Genomic DNA, 13,018 nt, shown 5'->3' with positions numbered 1-13,018 from the left:
GAAAGAATTAGGTTATGGAAAACGATAAAAAACCCAAAGTCGACCCTACGGTTGGTCGTAATATTCGACACTTGCGGCTGAAGGCAGGTATGAACCTTTCCGAATTGGCTACCGAAATAGGTAGTGATGTCGGCAACATCTCTCGTCTTGAAAGGGGCTTGCAGGGATATAGCGACGAGATGATTAGAAAGATCGCCGATTTCCTAAAGCATCCAGTTTCTGATCTATTCAATCCTGATTTACCATTCAAAAATGTTTCTGTTAACTCAGAAATTCAACCTGCCAGACTAAAAACGGTGGTTTGGGAGGATAGCGATCAGGATTCGGAGGAATTCGTGGAGATACCGCTACTAGACATTGATTTTTCAGCTGGTGATGGCTGTTATGAAATAGTAGAAAAAGAAGAGTTCGCTTTGGTGTTCCGCAGATATTACCTGCATAAGCTTGGGATTTCTGCAGCAGCAGCCAGACTGGTAAGGGTTTCTGGAAATAGCATGGAGCCTAAATTATCAGATGGGGATGTAGTTGGTATTAATACTGACGATACCAGAATTAGAGATGGGAAGGCTTATGGAATAAGGCATGGGGATCTATTAAGAGTCAAATACCTCATTGACCAGCCTGATGGCGGCGTTGTGATTCGATCGATGAATAGAGATGAATTTAAGGATGAGATTCTAACGAGAGAAGAGAAAAACCAACAGTTAACTATTTTAGGTAGGGTTTTCTGGTCATCTTCCACCTGGTAATAAACACGCCACCATCATAAACCGGCCTTGAGTCGGTTTTTTTGTGTCAAAAACTCATCAATTCCCTCTTCACGCATAAATTTTAAAAAAAATAATTATCCTTTAAAGTCATTAATTTGCGTGATTTGCGTGATTTATTAGTTATTATGCGCTTGACGCATTTGCGTAATGCGCATAAATTAAGTCCATCGAAACGAAACATCGATGCGGCAGACGGAACTACTCGCCGCGCCAGTCAGGAAGACAGGCTGCTTATTTAACATTGATGGGGTTTGTTCCCGCCGAAATGCGGGGAACCAAAGATTAGTTGGCTTTGGGAAGGTGATTTCGGGTGACACCCGATAGTAAACGGAGAGGCGAGAAAGATGTCGTTTCTAGCAAGCTGAAAGACTCATAGCAAAAGTGTCCGTTCAGATAAAAGCATCGAGCGTGAAGTTAGTCGCACGCCACCTTCACCAAAGCCAATCACCGGAGGTAATCATGACAGTCGTATACACCTATGCAGCTTCCGATAACTCACGGAATCGCCGTAAAGAACGCAGGGCAGCACAGAGAGAAGCTAATCAAGTGTTAGTCACCCTACCAGTAAGTCGAGTGGCGAAGGCCTGTATCAGCGTCCCAGCACGCAGCACAGAGCAGCCAAGCGCTGACAATATCTGCTTGCCTAAAGTAGCTAAGTTTGCAGCAGGCTTTCGTAACGTTCGTGAAGATTGCTATCACGTTATTAAGGGGTGAGATATGGCAGTTAAGCCTAACGCGGTATTAATGACGTCAATTAACAACAATTTGCACTCAGAAGAAGGCCTGCGCAAGCAGAGAATAATGGTGGTTAATGCCATTAATGCATGGTCGCCAGGTGGATATTGCCATGCAGAGAAAAGACATATCAAAGGCTACAGCGAAGAGCAGAAAGCATACTTCGATGAAGCGCTAACCCTGATTGATAAACATCTCAAAAAGTTCAGAGGTACAAATAATGGCTAACCCCATAACTCTTGGTTACTCGCCACTTACTGGAAAGATTTATGCAGGACGCAGCAAGCCAGCCAAAGGAATGGCTGAGGGTGTACGAATTTTCACAGCAGAAAAATTTGATGTTACCGACCAAGCAATCGGCATCGTCGCAGACAAAGTAGCTCATGATGGCAAGCCGATTAAATGGATATATACAGACGGTCGAGTAATGACGCTGAGCGTTGTAATTACTGAGCCAGAACAAGAGGCCCACCACATAGTTAAGGGGTAAGAGAATGAAAGAGTTACGTTTTTATGGTTTAACAGCGAGGTAGGTATGAGCGAGATTAAAGAAGAGAAAGGAATTTCAGTCTTTCAAGTAATGGATGCCGGTAAAGCAGCGGTGCTGGCAATTAAAACGGAGTATGAAGGGTTAACCGATGACCCCGACTATCACAGGAGAGCCACCATTGCAGCATTGAAATCTGCTTTAGTGGCTATTGGTCACGATTAATTACCTAAACATCCCAATATCAACCATTGGATATTCTTTCTTATCTTGCTTCTTTGCAGCTTCAAAACAGGCCGGCATTAGAGATTCTATTCTCTGTATCATTTGTTCTGCTGTGAGTATCTCATCATCTCTCGATGCAAGCGCCAAAGCCATGTCATAGGCAACTGATTCAATAGTTCTTCCTGCAGAAATAACTTTCTGTGTCATAAACAACATCCTTTTTGACTGTGGAATAACCAACATATCAATTTCCTTTGACTGTGGAAAGCAGGGAAAACACGGCTGGGCGTGGCTAAATATCCCAGCACAAATTATCAGGGTCGCATAACGCGGCCTTTTTTATTGGCGGGTAAATGAGGAATGAATGATGGGTAAGACCTGCAAAAACAGATACTGCATTGATGGAATAGAGTTCATTTCTTGCTGCTCTGGTCATGAGTGTGGGTGCATGGGGCAGCCAGTACAGGCGAAGTTCTGCACTGAATGCAACGCTGATAAGCGCGAACCAACTGATGAAGAAGCTATCCGGTTACTTAACTGTGTTGAGTGGGTCGACGATTAAGCTAGTGTCCTTACCCATGCCCTTCCTGTGAGGGCATCTGCAAGATATCTATCAACAGAACTCTTACCTCACTTCTTATCAGCTTAGGCTATGACGGGGTGTGGGGTTATTTGCAAAGCAGAACCTGACTGCGAACGTTAACAGGGGCGCTAGAGGATACAACCATGTGACCGTTACGAGTGACCTTACCACTGCTTACTTATTAGTGAGCTTTGGCAAGACCACTAGATGAGGTGATGTATGACAGTAAAACACACGGCGGGGCCATTCAGCTTTAACGGTTATGCAGATTGGTGGGATATATCAGAAGCAAAATTTTACACCGTCACCGACAAGGAAGGGATTGTAGTTGCTTTTGTAAAAGAGTGGTCAGATGGAAAAGCTGAGTCCATTGGCAATGCAACTTTATTCAGCGCGGCGCCCGAACTACTTGAAGCACTGAAAGCTGTTGTTGCAATAGATGACCGCGATACTGATGTTTTTAATGGAGCAAAGGCTGCCATTGCTAAGGCAACTGGAGTAGACGCAATGATTAAGGCGAGAGGGTGAGATATGGGGAAGATGACTTTTGTTGTTGAGTTCGAGGATGGGAAAGAACCGGCAATAAGTAAAGCCACTGAGATTCTCGGCGGGAAGTTGATTAGGGCCTCATTCAGGGACGGAATACTTAATGTGGATGACATCAATCAAGAAGCCTTAGCTGTTGAGCTTTGGAATGAGTTAACGGAATTAACTCAAAGCAGCGAAACGGAATGGGAAGATGAGCCTTACGCTGATTTTTATCGCGATGCAGTGACCAATCTTCTCGAAAGCATTCAGAACCAATTTCAGGACTAACCCTCCCCACCCCCACCAATCCCCATAGTAAATAACTGACAACTGTCGGTGTTTTGCTGTGGGCTAAACACAAGGAAATGAGCATGGCAGACGAAAACACCGGCTTGGTGGTAATCGACATTAAGCCTGAACAAGCTCCAAAGCTATATGTGGCTGGCGGCCTTGATAGCTATCTGGAGTACATCCGTGAAATGACACGCGAAGTGCCAGATGTCACAACAAAAAAGGGTCGTGACAGAATTGGCTCTATAGCCAGAATGATTGGCTCAAGTAAGAAAGCTGTAGAAGAGCCGGGGCGTGATTACCTGCGCAGCTTAAAAGACCCAATAAAACCGGCAGAAAAGGAACTAAAACGTTTTGTTGATGAATGTGATGATATCCGTGACGCATTTCTTAAACCACGCATCGAGTGGGAAGCCGAACAGGAACGGCTAAAGCAGGAAGCAGAAGCCAAGGCGAAAGCTGAACAGTTGGCGGCTGAAATTGAAGTGGCCCATGAGATGGGCCTGCTGATGAATGACGCTTTCGACCGCGCTCAGGCCGATAAGAAGGCTGAAGATGAACGCTTACAAAAAGAGCGTGACGACCGGATTGCAGCAGAGGCTGCCGCCAAGGTTAAGCGGGATGCTGACCTAGCGGCACAACAAGAGCGTGAAGCATCAGCGCGCCGTGAGGCTGAGTTGAAGCTTCAGGCAGAACAAGCAGAGCGTGACCGTGTTGCATTGGCTCTTAAGGCTGAGCAAGACAAGAAAGATGCAATCGCCAAGGCCGAGCGCGAGAAGCAGGAAGCTATCGCAGCCGAACAACGTAAAGCGCAGGAAGAAGCAGATCGCATTAAACGTGAAGCTCAGCAGAAAGAAGATGCCCGGCTAGCTGAAGAGAAGCGCATTGCTGATGAAGCAGCGGCGCGAGCAGCCAACGTCGAACACAAGCGCACTATCAATCAACAGGCTGTGGCTGATTTAGTTGATGCCGTGGATATTGAAACGATAGTCAAAGAGTATGGCGCTACCAATTTACTTGATGAAATCAACGAAACAGAGGTTATTTCTTGGCTTGAAAATCAAGGCTACACCGTAACAGAAGTCGAGTAACTCCCCACCCCCACCAATCCCCAGAGTAAATAACTGACAACTGTCGGTGTTTTGCTGTGGGCTAAATACAAGGAAATGAGCATGGGCATTTTATTTACCAACACAGATACAAACCCATCTGTTGATAGCGGGAAGTCCAAAGCAGTGAAAATCGGCGACTTCACAATATCAAACTATGCAGACGGAACAATTTGGATTGAATCCGATTCGGCTGGTGATGCTGGGTCATTTGATTTCAAAAAGTTCGAAGCCGCTATTAAGGCATTTTACGAAGCAAACCTTTAAACATTAAACCGGAGTATCCCATGCATACCTTTTGTATAGCAGGGTGGCCTTGCGTGGGCTGCTCTGAGACTTTGCTCGACCGTATATTCCGCAACGCTAAGAACGCAGCTAAGCGGCTTATTGAGATATTAAATCAGCGAGGTGAGCCATGAGAATAAAACCGAATGGTGACGGCACTGTGACCGCATCTCAAGTGCATAACGGCTTCAAAAAGCGTTACACGAAGTCTTTCCCAGATACGGCGCAGGGAATTCACGAAGCATACCGGTGGTGCCAGATTGTTTGGCTTGGCTGGGATGATTCGCAAGACATGGAGTATGCGGCATGACGGAAGAACAATTCAAAGAGCTGATTATCACAAGGCGCGAATCATTAAAGAGTATGGACACTCTGGCCTTTGTTAAAAATGAATTGGAGTGCGGTCGTGTGTCGGCTGAACAACTAGCAATCATGGCACTGGACGCGATGGGGATTAAAGGCGAATTGGTTGAGCAAGTAAGGGAATCAGCAGCCAAAAAGCGTAAATCATTTATGGAGGTGATTTGTGGGTACCGCAACATTAATCCTTGGTGAATCTGGTACAGGGAAGTCTACCAGCTTGCGCAATCTCAACCCCGATGATTGCTTGCTTATTCAGGTCGTAAGGAAGCGGCTACCGTTTAAATCAACAAACTGGCAGCCATGGGATGCCACCAAGAAGACAGGAAGCATTATTGCAACGCATGACTGGTCACTAATCAGGGAGGTCATTAATAGGGCGACAAAATACGGGAAGAAAATAGTCATCATTGATGACTTCCAATATGTGATGTGTACCGAATTCATGGATTCAGTAAACGAAAAAGGATTTGATAAGTTCGCACAAATGGGTCGTCACATGTGGGACATCATTAAAGCAGCGCAGGACGCGCCAGATGACTTACGAATTTACTTTATGGCCCATACCGAGGAAACCAACCTTGGGCGCGTCAAAATGAAAACTATCGGCAAGATGCTGGATGAAAAAGTAACGGTTGAGGGAATGTTTACCATTGTTTTAAAAACATCTGTCCATGACAAAAAATACTTTTTCACAACCCAAAATAATGGCAATGACACCGTTAAATCCCCCATGGGCCTCTTCGAAACTGAAGAAATTGAAAATGATCTTCTGACTGTAGATCGGGATATTTGCGATTACTACGGCATCAATAATGTTCACCAAATTAAAGGAAACGCAGCATGAGCAATGTAACTTTCGTCTATGACCAGGATTCGGGTTTATCAGCAGGGTTAAGTGGCTTCATTAGTGAGTCTGGCGCCTACGTCTTCACCATTTCAGAAGCTAAATATGTGATCAGCTCTGGTGGTGCTAAATCAGTTGAGTTCTCTGTTGAAACTGATGATGGGCGCAAGGCAAATTACCTTAATGTTTACACCGTCAAGAAAGACGGAAGTTCTAATACGCATGGCGTAAATATGATAAATGCGATGATGGGCTGCGCTGGCGTTAAGCAGCTCACCATGGTTAAGAATGAAGCTGGCGTTGATGTGGCCCCTGAGTTTGTAGGCCGCAAGTTAGGTCTGGTGCTGCAAAAAACGCTCAAAACAAAAGATGATGGTCGTGAGACTTACAGCTTTGATATTCGCATTCCGTACTTTGCACAAAGCCAGAGAACGCTACAAGAACATGTAGCCAATGCCCCGGCAGAAACAATAGCGAAAATGCTAACCACCCTGAAAGACAGGGATGAGCGCAAGCAAGGTCATGCGGCGCCGACCCACTCAGGAAACTACCAGGGTGATGAGCAGTTCTTTGCGGAAGACCCGCGCTTCTAGCCGATAATTAGGTAACCACCATGCAGCCAGAACAAATACTGGCCTGCCTCCGCTCCCACCCAGATGCATATATAACCTCATTCCACCGGTCAATTGGCAGCGTGGGGCATGGTCGTTTGTCTGGTGGCGCAACTGGCGGGTGTACGTTGAATTATAAAGACTCATTCTACAAAGGGTTAGGCGAGGGATTTGAGGCGGTATCGATACACATCGGCCTGACGTATGTGAGAAACATGCGTCATTTGCTCACGGAAGAGCGCTGGGAGATTAAAGGGATATCAGCTCAGGGAACGATATACCGGCTCAAGCAAGAGTTTATGCCCGTCAACCCTAGCCCGTTCTGCTCGACTCAGGAAGAGTTGTTAGCGCGGCGTCAAGAATGCCTACGACTGCTTTCGGCAGCCTAATCCCCCACCCCATTACAGCAATCTGCTGAGGAATAGTTATGTCTGAAAATACTGATTATGAAACGTTAAAAGCTGAGCGCGATGCGGCAATGGCTCTGATATCTCGACTAGTTTTCGAGAATGCGGAGCTTACCGACAAGGCTGCCAGTGAGTTATCAAATGCGTGGTTGCTGCATCGCACCATGATGGGTGCACAAGCGGCTCTTTTCTGCATTACTCAAGGCAAGTTAGGTCAAGCAAGGGAATGGCTTGAGGGTACTACTGACGAGGCTCAGTTGGAAATTCCAGACAGAATGGAGGTGAATGGCTTGCAACGTTGGTTTGATGAAAACATGACCGGACTCATTACCCACGCCAAGGCTGTAGAAATAATCAAAGCTGAAATGAATGCCACCAAGGCGGCGTTTAATAAGATAAAGGCTCAGGGTATTGAAGAGTTTGCTGATAATTGGCAGGGGAAAGAATCACACAGTCAAATTTCAGAAATGGCTCGTCGATTCGCCGCCAGCCTGAGGAGCGCACAATGATTGCACAAACTAGCACTAACAAAGACGGCGAAAAAGTATATCGCTACGCGGAAACCAATCTGATTTTCACTATCGCAGAAGATGAAAAGTTAGTTCATTGCTTTGATATCGATGAGCCGCAGACAGATTTACTGAAGTTTGTCCCGAGCATGTCAGTTGTACTTGAGTCTTTCGGAATATCTATAAAAGACTTCAAAAAGGATTTTGGTGGGCGCGGGTTGTCGTTATCTGACTATCACAATATGCATGACATCGAAATTGATAGTCTCACTTCCGCAATGGGGTGTGCTGATGAATAACCTCAAAGAACTGAGAGAGCACTGTGAAGAAACGATGGCTATCTCGCCCATGCGATATGCCTATATCCCTGCTTCATCAATTATCACTCTAATAGAGAGAATTGAGAAAGCAGAAGCGGCGTTATTAGCGGCAAACGAGAAGCTGAGTAAGCCGGTTGTGCTGCCGAAAGGTTACTCAGTTCGTGCCGGTCATCCGATTAACGAAGGTGAGCGTCATGTCCTGATACCCAAAGAGGGAGGAAGATGGCTTTCCCGCTTCGATGTTGCACATGCAATTCGTGTGGCCGGTTTCACGGTAGAGAGGGAGCCAGTACCAGTTAAATACATCGTCATTTTGCAAAGGGCTTGGTGCAATGATAGTGGCTCAGGAATCAATTATCACTCTGACCTTATTGAGTTTGATAAGCGAGATAAGGCAATAAAGTACGGTTTTGAACTTCAGGATAGCGACGATTTTAATATCGGCGTACTCACCAATGGCGTTCTTACATCATTCGACTGGATGGCTAAACCACTTGCAGAAACCAAGGATTCTTTAGCAAGAATTGCCAGCGGAATAGGCATGGAGGGGGATGCAGATGGCAACAATGACAGATGAAGAGCTAGTTAATAAAGCAACAGAGCTTGCTGGGCGATTCTACGCAGCTCACGGATACTCGCATCGTGAGGGGTTCAAATATTGGGAATCACCTCACCCACAAGAACGGCTAATGTGGGAAATGGCTTGCGATGCGTTTGAGTTCATTCGTGGTTCTGATGTTCGCTCCGCGCTTGATGAGATTGAGGGGAATGCAGATGCTGAGTAAAGAAGATTTGAAAGAGATTATCAACAGTTCAGCTAGTGATTTAACAATCACTCTGGCCACCGAACTGCTATCACTGCGTGAGCAACTTGCAGAGTTGAAGAAGATGGAACCAAGTTTCTACCTGCTAAAAACTCCGCATTATGATGCTTGGGGTGATGTGTGTGACTTACGGTGTTATGAGGATGAAACTGATGCCAGCAAGGCCAAAGATGATTTTGGTGGGATTATAGTGTCAATATTCACAGCAGCCAAGCCAACGGAGGGCTAATGCTAATCGGCTTTGTTCTTCTCATAAGCTCATGCGGCTTTGATGCCTGTGATGCTCTACCTGTTACCGAAGATATCTACCCTACTCAGTCCGAATGCCAGCAAATATCCACGCTGATTAAAGAGCGCAGGCCCGACGCTGTGCTCATGTGCAGCGAAGTGTATCGGTAAGAGATTCTCGCATCCCAATGGCTCGCTACGGCGGGTTTTTTATTGCCCTAAATTCAGAGGTTACCCATGCAACACTTAGAAATCACCATGCCAGACGGCAGCAAGTGGGCCGTACCAACTCATGTAATTCAAACCCACGCTTCAAATAATGATGTCGAAATCTCTCACGAAGAGGATATAGAAGATTGGGCAGAAAATAATATGGATTGGTCTGATGTTGAAAAGTTCGCCGTAATGACCACCCCGCCTGAAGCGGATTATCAGGAAGGTTGGGTAAATGGCGAGAAGAAATTTATAGAGCGCTAACCCCACCACCGACTCACAGAAACGGATTTCACTATCTGGAGATTCCCTATGCGTATAACCATCACAGCGCCGGATATCGGCTGCTCTGATTTTGCCAATCGAGCATTAACGCACTTTGTTAAAGGCCGGGCCAGCGGTGAATTTACGGGCCCGTCAGGAATGGTAAGTAACTCATGTTTCGCCGCTGTTTGTACTGAGAAACCAAACGGTAATTATTCAGTTAAGTGCTGGCGCGAACCTACAAATATTGCGGAGGCCGCGTAATGGACGATATCAGCGAACTAATTCTTACTATTGCCCGGGCGCCGGATGACGGCCGTGACCACAAAGAAGCCTACCTGTGGGATATGAAAATAAAGCAGCGACTACGAACCGGCGATAAATCAAAGAGACCGGTACCGAAGCAAGCTGTCCCGCCAACGCCAGTGAAAACGGTGAAGTCAGTGAAGGCAAAAGTGAGAAAGATAATGGAGGCGGCATGAGTGAAATCAAACACCCGGCAATCCGTTACCACGGTGGAAAATTCAGATTGGCACCCTGGGTTATCAGCCACTTCCCCGACCACACGCATTATGTAGAACCTTTCGGCGGCGCGGCATCTGTATTGCTGAGAAAAGAACGAAGCTATGCAGAGGTCTATAACGATTTAGATGGCGACGTGGTTAATCTCTTTTTCGTTCTGCGCGATATGACACTGCGTGAATGCCTCATCGACTCATTGATTCTGACCCCCTACTCTCGTGATGAATTTACCTATGCATACGGGGAAGCGGAAACGATGGTCGAGAAGGCGCGGAAATTAGTCATCAGGGCAACAATGGGATTTGGTTCTGCCGGCGCGACAAAAGGAACAACTGGTTTTCGTCTGGATACCAAACGCAGTTCTGCAACCGCTCAGCACTTGTGGGCAAGGATGCCTGAAAACTTAGCAGCAGTTGGCCAGAGGTTCGAAGGTGTCCTGGTAGAGAATCGCGATGCTGTCCAATGCATGTTAGACCATGACACAGTTTCAACGCTTCATTTTGTTGACCCGCCATACGTCCATGACACCCGCGTTATCTCATCGCGATATTACCGCCATGAAATGGACAATAACGCTCATTTAAACCTACTCGATACCGTCAATAAACTTGAGGGGATGGTCGTGCTTAGCGGCTACAACACTGATATGTACAACGACATTCTCACCGGCTGGCAAAAGCAGGAAAAGCAATCCTCGGCAGCCGGACGGAAAGGCTCGGTTAAGCGACTTGAGTGTCTGTGGCTGAGTCCTAATATCATCAGCGGGAGTAAAGCAGCATGAAGAGAAAAATATCAGACGGTACCTGGTTCTGGATATTCCTCATTGGGTACTCGATAGCAGCAGCGCTCTACATCGTTAGTAATGCGGGGTAACTGTGACTCCTGAAGAGAGACAGAACGCGCTCCAATCGGCTGCAAGAAACTGTAACAACGAAATTAAAACCACCCTCGCCGCTCTGCCGGCCAACACAAACAAAGACTCCATCACCCGCCCTATCATCCTGCGCCATTACGAGAAGATAAAGCCACTTGGCTACAAGCTGGCTTGGCTTCTTTTCGCCATCGGCGTTCTGAATGGTCAGTTTAAGTGGAACCGGTGATGGGATTGATAAAGAGATAAGAGGCAAAATTGGATAAATACAGAATTACTCCGGAAGTTGCACGGCAGATGCTTGATTATTATGGTCAACCATACGATAGGATGGTTGATGATAAAGAGCGACGCAAGATCACATCCATAAGTAGAACTACGGCCTACGAACTTGCGCAGGTAGGCCGATATCCAACAAGGCGAAAAATGGGCGTTGGCAGTAAAAAATGCGGGTGGCTGTTATCAGAATTACTCCACTGGATACATGATCAACCTCAAGCAGATAAAGCAGCGTAACTGCTTAGTATTGAAACGTTATCGGCCTTATCACCAAGAAGAACAAGCCTATCCATCCACACATCCAGCGCCGCGCGTTTTTCTGGCAGATACTGACTCCGGTTATATACAGCCATTACGCCCCCCATCACATGCCCGAGAAGCTGCTCCACTACGTGAGGCGCTATACCGAGATCATTAAGTTTGGTGGAAAACGTGCGCCTCAAATCATGTGGCGTCCAGCTTTCTCCGTGCTTCAATCGCCTCCACATGAACCTGCACATTTGACTAACAGACTCGCCGCTCTTGAGTTCACCTAGAATGTATTCTTCTGCCTTCGAATCCCTCTTAAACTCTTTCAAAAAATCCGCCATTCTAGGGGGTATTGGTCTTACAATTTTATTGCTACCTTTACTATTTTCCTTTGGCACTGTCCAAATCAGTTCGTCAAAATCCCATTCTTTCCACTTCGACAATCTCACCTCATGAGTTCGGCAGCCAAATACAAGAAGAAGTTTAAGAAGCCTTGCATGATAGTTATTGACGTTGCCAGCATGGATCATCTTCCATAAAGTTCCGATTTCTTTATCATCCAGAACTCGATCCTTTTTGTTTGCCTTTTTTCCGACGTCGGCAACGGTAAGCATGTCTAGTGATGTTGTTTCACCATACCTCCGGACGCCGCAAAACTTCATGGCCTGCTTTGCAGCAACCATTATATTTCCTGCGGCGACTGGATACTGTTTTCTTGTTCTGTCGAAACACTTAAGCCAATGCCTGGTTTCAATGTCCTTTAGTGCCATATCACCGATGAATGGATAAATGTGTTTTTCAAATTGGTTTCGCTTAGCTTTGCTGTCACTGCGGTTGTAATCAGCATACTCGGTGATCCAGTACTCAAGGGCATCCCTCACGGTCACTGGAGATAGGCGCTCATCAAGTTCCTCTTTAATTCTAGTCTTCGGATTGCAACCCTCCGCTAGCCAAGTGCGGCATTCATCCCTTTTCTCTCTAGCTAGCTTTAAACCAACATCAGGATATGATCCTAGCGACACTCTATCCAAGCGGCTATCCCGCCCACCGAGACGATAGGCATAAACCCAACTAATATGACCTGCTTTGCTAACTCGGATTGATAACCCTTTACCGTCAGCCATAAGCATTTCTTTATCACGTAAAACACCCTGAAGGGATTTGAGTTTTTTATCACTCAGTTTGTTGATCTCTGCCATACTCATCCGCCGTGATACACACAGTGATACACGTAATACCATAAAATGCGGTTTGGTGGCGATAAGTGGCGACAGATAAATGCATAAAATCGCTTGCTGCTCATGCCTTGCGGAAAACAATGTGGATAGGTTACGATTGATGGCGATAAGGTAATTAGAAAAACCAACGCCTTCTAATATTTAGACCCATTTTCCCGTGCAGGGGCGGTTACCCCCTGCACATTAACTATGATGCCGATGAACTACGATGCTAATGAACTACGATGCCAATGGCTTTTTTTTTAACATTAGTGACTACAATA

At 46.2% G+C, this 13,018-nt stretch carries 28 protein-coding genes; 26 read left to right on the top strand and 2 right to left on the bottom strand.

What is annotated here, in order from left to right; genetic code table 11:
• Positions 1-14: 14 nt before the first annotated feature.
• The 5 genes from ACNSO8_RS24685 (at position 15) to ACNSO8_RS24665 (ending at position 2,217) form a co-directional block, all read left to right on the top strand.
• Positions 15-749 carry an XRE family transcriptional regulator gene (locus tag ACNSO8_RS24685; protein WP_050130532.1) on the top strand — a complete coding sequence of 245 codons (735 nt, stop codon included), beginning with the start codon at positions 15-17 and terminating at the stop codon, positions 747-749.
• 480 nt (positions 750-1,229) lie between these two features.
• Positions 1,230-1,484 (top strand): hypothetical protein, encoded by a 255-nt coding sequence (locus ACNSO8_RS24680; RefSeq protein WP_418396197.1) that lies wholly within the window; start codon positions 1,230-1,232, stop codon positions 1,482-1,484.
• A gap of 3 nt (positions 1,485-1,487) precedes the next feature.
• Positions 1,488-1,733 carry a hypothetical protein gene (locus ACNSO8_RS24675; protein WP_418396196.1) on the top strand — a complete coding sequence of 82 codons (246 nt, stop codon included), beginning with the start codon at positions 1,488-1,490 and terminating at the stop codon, positions 1,731-1,733.
• A complete protein-coding gene (locus ACNSO8_RS24670; protein ID WP_418396195.1) occupies positions 1,726-1,995 on the top strand; it encodes a DUF7446 family protein in 270 nt (89 codons plus the stop codon). Before ACNSO8_RS24675 ends, ACNSO8_RS24670 begins: the two co-directional genes overlap by 8 nt.
• 45 nt (positions 1,996-2,040) lie before the next feature.
• Positions 2,041-2,217: a hypothetical protein gene (locus tag ACNSO8_RS24665; protein WP_411928318.1), complete on the top strand. Its 177-nt coding sequence runs from the start codon at positions 2,041-2,043 to the stop codon at positions 2,215-2,217.
• Here ACNSO8_RS24665 and ACNSO8_RS24660 read toward each other — a convergent pair whose 3' ends face one another.
• Positions 2,218-2,460 (bottom strand): hypothetical protein, encoded by a 243-nt coding sequence (locus tag ACNSO8_RS24660; protein ID WP_418396194.1) that lies wholly within the window; start codon positions 2,458-2,460, stop codon positions 2,218-2,220.
• A gap of 559 nt (positions 2,461-3,019) precedes the next feature.
• Between ACNSO8_RS24660 and ACNSO8_RS24655 the strand changes: the two genes are divergently transcribed.
• The 21 genes from ACNSO8_RS24655 to ACNSO8_RS24555 all read left to right on the top strand — a co-directional run bounded on the left by ACNSO8_RS24655 (position 3,020) and on the right by ACNSO8_RS24555 (position 11,505).
• Positions 3,020-3,328 (top strand): hypothetical protein, encoded by a 309-nt coding sequence (locus ACNSO8_RS24655; RefSeq protein WP_418396193.1) that lies wholly within the window; start codon positions 3,020-3,022, stop codon positions 3,326-3,328.
• 3 nt (positions 3,329-3,331) lie between these two features.
• Entirely contained in the window at positions 3,332-3,616 is a 285-nt protein-coding gene (locus tag ACNSO8_RS24650; RefSeq protein WP_049611665.1) for a hypothetical protein, read from the top strand.
• An 83-nt stretch (positions 3,617-3,699) separates the two neighbouring features.
• Positions 3,700-4,710, top strand: a complete 1,011-nt coding sequence (locus ACNSO8_RS24645) for a hypothetical protein (protein ID WP_418396192.1) — start codon at positions 3,700-3,702, stop codon at positions 4,708-4,710.
• A gap of 81 nt (positions 4,711-4,791) precedes the next feature.
• Positions 4,792-4,995 (top strand): hypothetical protein, encoded by a 204-nt coding sequence (locus ACNSO8_RS24640; protein WP_418396191.1) that lies wholly within the window; start codon positions 4,792-4,794, stop codon positions 4,993-4,995.
• Between the two features lie 20 nt (positions 4,996-5,015).
• On the top strand, positions 5,016-5,147 hold the full coding sequence (locus ACNSO8_RS24635) for a protease FtsH-inhibitory lysogeny factor CIII (protein ID WP_099466429.1): 132 nt from the start codon (positions 5,016-5,018) through the stop codon (positions 5,145-5,147).
• Complete coding sequence (locus tag ACNSO8_RS24630; protein ID WP_077174407.1) at positions 5,144-5,323, top strand: DUF5444 family protein; 180 nt, start codon at positions 5,144-5,146, stop codon at positions 5,321-5,323. Before ACNSO8_RS24635 ends, ACNSO8_RS24630 begins: the two co-directional genes overlap by 4 nt.
• Positions 5,320-5,568, top strand: coding sequence for a hypothetical protein (locus ACNSO8_RS24625; RefSeq protein WP_418396190.1), 249 nt, complete (start codon positions 5,320-5,322; stop codon positions 5,566-5,568). Before ACNSO8_RS24630 ends, ACNSO8_RS24625 begins: the two co-directional genes overlap by 4 nt.
• Positions 5,540-6,220, top strand: a complete 681-nt coding sequence (locus ACNSO8_RS24620) for an AAA family ATPase (protein ID WP_050103395.1) — start codon at positions 5,540-5,542, stop codon at positions 6,218-6,220. The genes ACNSO8_RS24625 and ACNSO8_RS24620 overlap by 29 nt, the downstream gene beginning before the upstream one ends.
• Complete coding sequence (locus ACNSO8_RS24615) at positions 6,217-6,813, top strand: DUF669 domain-containing protein (protein ID WP_418396189.1); 597 nt, start codon at positions 6,217-6,219, stop codon at positions 6,811-6,813. Before ACNSO8_RS24620 ends, ACNSO8_RS24615 begins: the two co-directional genes overlap by 4 nt.
• A gap of 20 nt (positions 6,814-6,833) precedes the next feature.
• The gene (locus ACNSO8_RS24610; RefSeq protein WP_418396188.1) at positions 6,834-7,220 is read left to right on the top strand and encodes a hypothetical protein; all 387 of its coding nucleotides are present in this window, start codon (positions 6,834-6,836) and stop codon (positions 7,218-7,220) included.
• Between the two features lie 38 nt (positions 7,221-7,258).
• Complete coding sequence (locus ACNSO8_RS24605; protein WP_418396187.1) at positions 7,259-7,747, top strand: hypothetical protein; 489 nt, start codon at positions 7,259-7,261, stop codon at positions 7,745-7,747.
• Positions 7,744-8,046 (top strand): hypothetical protein, encoded by a 303-nt coding sequence (locus ACNSO8_RS24600; protein ID WP_418396186.1) that lies wholly within the window; start codon positions 7,744-7,746, stop codon positions 8,044-8,046. Before ACNSO8_RS24605 ends, ACNSO8_RS24600 begins: the two co-directional genes overlap by 4 nt.
• Positions 8,039-8,644, top strand: a complete 606-nt coding sequence (locus ACNSO8_RS24595) for a hypothetical protein (RefSeq protein ID WP_418396185.1) — start codon at positions 8,039-8,041, stop codon at positions 8,642-8,644. Before ACNSO8_RS24600 ends, ACNSO8_RS24595 begins: the two co-directional genes overlap by 8 nt.
• The gene (locus ACNSO8_RS24590) at positions 8,619-8,852 is read left to right on the top strand and encodes a hypothetical protein (RefSeq protein WP_418396184.1); all 234 of its coding nucleotides are present in this window, start codon (positions 8,619-8,621) and stop codon (positions 8,850-8,852) included. The genes ACNSO8_RS24595 and ACNSO8_RS24590 overlap by 26 nt, the downstream gene beginning before the upstream one ends.
• Complete coding sequence (locus ACNSO8_RS24585) at positions 8,842-9,120, top strand: hypothetical protein (protein ID WP_418396183.1); 279 nt, start codon at positions 8,842-8,844, stop codon at positions 9,118-9,120. Before ACNSO8_RS24590 ends, ACNSO8_RS24585 begins: the two co-directional genes overlap by 11 nt.
• A gap of 236 nt (positions 9,121-9,356) precedes the next feature.
• Complete coding sequence (locus ACNSO8_RS24580; protein WP_418396182.1) at positions 9,357-9,596, top strand: hypothetical protein; 240 nt, start codon at positions 9,357-9,359, stop codon at positions 9,594-9,596.
• A gap of 48 nt (positions 9,597-9,644) precedes the next feature.
• On the top strand, positions 9,645-9,860 hold the full coding sequence (locus ACNSO8_RS24575) for a hypothetical protein (protein ID WP_418396181.1): 216 nt from the start codon (positions 9,645-9,647) through the stop codon (positions 9,858-9,860).
• On the top strand, positions 9,860-10,078 hold the full coding sequence (locus ACNSO8_RS24570) for a hypothetical protein (protein ID WP_418396180.1): 219 nt from the start codon (positions 9,860-9,862) through the stop codon (positions 10,076-10,078). The genes ACNSO8_RS24575 and ACNSO8_RS24570 overlap by 1 nt, the downstream gene beginning before the upstream one ends.
• Entirely contained in the window at positions 10,075-10,899 is an 825-nt protein-coding gene (locus ACNSO8_RS24565) for a DNA adenine methylase (RefSeq protein ID WP_418396179.1), read from the top strand. Before ACNSO8_RS24570 ends, ACNSO8_RS24565 begins: the two co-directional genes overlap by 4 nt.
• A gap of 94 nt (positions 10,900-10,993) precedes the next feature.
• On the top strand, positions 10,994-11,218 hold the full coding sequence (locus tag ACNSO8_RS24560) for a hypothetical protein (protein ID WP_050077622.1): 225 nt from the start codon (positions 10,994-10,996) through the stop codon (positions 11,216-11,218).
• Between the two features lie 68 nt (positions 11,219-11,286).
• The gene (locus tag ACNSO8_RS24555) at positions 11,287-11,505 is read left to right on the top strand and encodes a helix-turn-helix transcriptional regulator (protein WP_418396235.1); all 219 of its coding nucleotides are present in this window, start codon (positions 11,287-11,289) and stop codon (positions 11,503-11,505) included.
• Here ACNSO8_RS24555 and ACNSO8_RS24550 read toward each other — a convergent pair.
• Positions 11,484-12,716 (bottom strand): tyrosine-type recombinase/integrase, encoded by a 1,233-nt coding sequence (locus ACNSO8_RS24550; RefSeq protein ID WP_418396178.1) that lies wholly within the window; start codon positions 12,714-12,716, stop codon positions 11,484-11,486. The two genes, ACNSO8_RS24555 and ACNSO8_RS24550, sit on opposite strands and share 22 nt — an antisense overlap.
• Positions 12,717-13,018 lie beyond the last annotated feature (302 nt).

This window comes from Yersinia sp. LJYL362 (assembly GCF_048323875.1).
This window is presented reverse-complemented; position numbering and strand designations above follow the sequence as displayed.

What these genes read in the sequence shown, in the direction of transcription:
- ACNSO8_RS24670 (WP_418396195.1), top strand. Translation starts at nt 1,726, where the DNA reads ATGGCTAACCCCATAACTCTTGGTTACTCGCCACTTACTGGAAAGATT.
- ACNSO8_RS24635 (WP_099466429.1), top strand. Translation starts at nt 5,016, where the DNA reads ATGCATACCTTTTGTATAGCAGGGTGGCCTTGCGTGGGCTGCTCTGAG.
- ACNSO8_RS24585 (WP_418396183.1), top strand. Translation starts at nt 8,842, where the DNA reads ATGCTGAGTAAAGAAGATTTGAAAGAGATTATCAACAGTTCAGCTAGT.
- ACNSO8_RS24685 (WP_050130532.1), top strand. Translation starts at nt 15, where the DNA reads ATGGAAAACGATAAAAAACCCAAAGTCGACCCTACGGTTGGTCGTAAT.
- ACNSO8_RS24655 (WP_418396193.1), top strand. Translation starts at nt 3,020, where the DNA reads ATGACAGTAAAACACACGGCGGGGCCATTCAGCTTTAACGGTTATGCA.
- ACNSO8_RS24645 (WP_418396192.1), top strand. Translation starts at nt 3,700, where the DNA reads ATGGCAGACGAAAACACCGGCTTGGTGGTAATCGACATTAAGCCTGAA.
- ACNSO8_RS24565 (WP_418396179.1), top strand. Translation starts at nt 10,075, where the DNA reads ATGAGTGAAATCAAACACCCGGCAATCCGTTACCACGGTGGAAAATTC.
- ACNSO8_RS24600 (WP_418396186.1), top strand. Translation starts at nt 7,744, where the DNA reads ATGATTGCACAAACTAGCACTAACAAAGACGGCGAAAAAGTATATCGC.
- ACNSO8_RS24640 (WP_418396191.1), top strand. Translation starts at nt 4,792, where the DNA reads ATGGGCATTTTATTTACCAACACAGATACAAACCCATCTGTTGATAGC.
- ACNSO8_RS24555 (WP_418396235.1), top strand. Translation starts at nt 11,287, where the DNA reads ATGCTTGATTATTATGGTCAACCATACGATAGGATGGTTGATGATAAA.
- ACNSO8_RS24580 (WP_418396182.1), top strand. Translation starts at nt 9,357, where the DNA reads ATGCAACACTTAGAAATCACCATGCCAGACGGCAGCAAGTGGGCCGTA.
- ACNSO8_RS24550 (WP_418396178.1), bottom strand. Translation starts at nt 12,716, where the DNA reads ATGGCAGAGATCAACAAACTGAGTGATAAAAAACTCAAATCCCTTCAG.
- ACNSO8_RS24650 (WP_049611665.1), top strand. Translation starts at nt 3,332, where the DNA reads ATGGGGAAGATGACTTTTGTTGTTGAGTTCGAGGATGGGAAAGAACCG.
- ACNSO8_RS24605 (WP_418396187.1), top strand. Translation starts at nt 7,259, where the DNA reads ATGTCTGAAAATACTGATTATGAAACGTTAAAAGCTGAGCGCGATGCG.
- ACNSO8_RS24660 (WP_418396194.1), bottom strand. Translation starts at nt 2,460, where the DNA reads ATGTTGGTTATTCCACAGTCAAAAAGGATGTTGTTTATGACACAGAAA.
- ACNSO8_RS24615 (WP_418396189.1), top strand. Translation starts at nt 6,217, where the DNA reads ATGAGCAATGTAACTTTCGTCTATGACCAGGATTCGGGTTTATCAGCA.
- ACNSO8_RS24630 (WP_077174407.1), top strand. Translation starts at nt 5,144, where the DNA reads ATGAGAATAAAACCGAATGGTGACGGCACTGTGACCGCATCTCAAGTG.
- ACNSO8_RS24575 (WP_418396181.1), top strand. Translation starts at nt 9,645, where the DNA reads ATGCGTATAACCATCACAGCGCCGGATATCGGCTGCTCTGATTTTGCC.
- ACNSO8_RS24610 (WP_418396188.1), top strand. Translation starts at nt 6,834, where the DNA reads ATGCAGCCAGAACAAATACTGGCCTGCCTCCGCTCCCACCCAGATGCA.
- ACNSO8_RS24595 (WP_418396185.1), top strand. Translation starts at nt 8,039, where the DNA reads ATGAATAACCTCAAAGAACTGAGAGAGCACTGTGAAGAAACGATGGCT.
- ACNSO8_RS24625 (WP_418396190.1), top strand. Translation starts at nt 5,320, where the DNA reads ATGACGGAAGAACAATTCAAAGAGCTGATTATCACAAGGCGCGAATCA.
- ACNSO8_RS24590 (WP_418396184.1), top strand. Translation starts at nt 8,619, where the DNA reads ATGCAGATGGCAACAATGACAGATGAAGAGCTAGTTAATAAAGCAACA.
- ACNSO8_RS24665 (WP_411928318.1), top strand. Translation starts at nt 2,041, where the DNA reads ATGAGCGAGATTAAAGAAGAGAAAGGAATTTCAGTCTTTCAAGTAATG.
- ACNSO8_RS24675 (WP_418396196.1), top strand. Translation starts at nt 1,488, where the DNA reads ATGGCAGTTAAGCCTAACGCGGTATTAATGACGTCAATTAACAACAAT.
- ACNSO8_RS24570 (WP_418396180.1), top strand. Translation starts at nt 9,860, where the DNA reads ATGGACGATATCAGCGAACTAATTCTTACTATTGCCCGGGCGCCGGAT.
- ACNSO8_RS24680 (WP_418396197.1), top strand. Translation starts at nt 1,230, where the DNA reads ATGACAGTCGTATACACCTATGCAGCTTCCGATAACTCACGGAATCGC.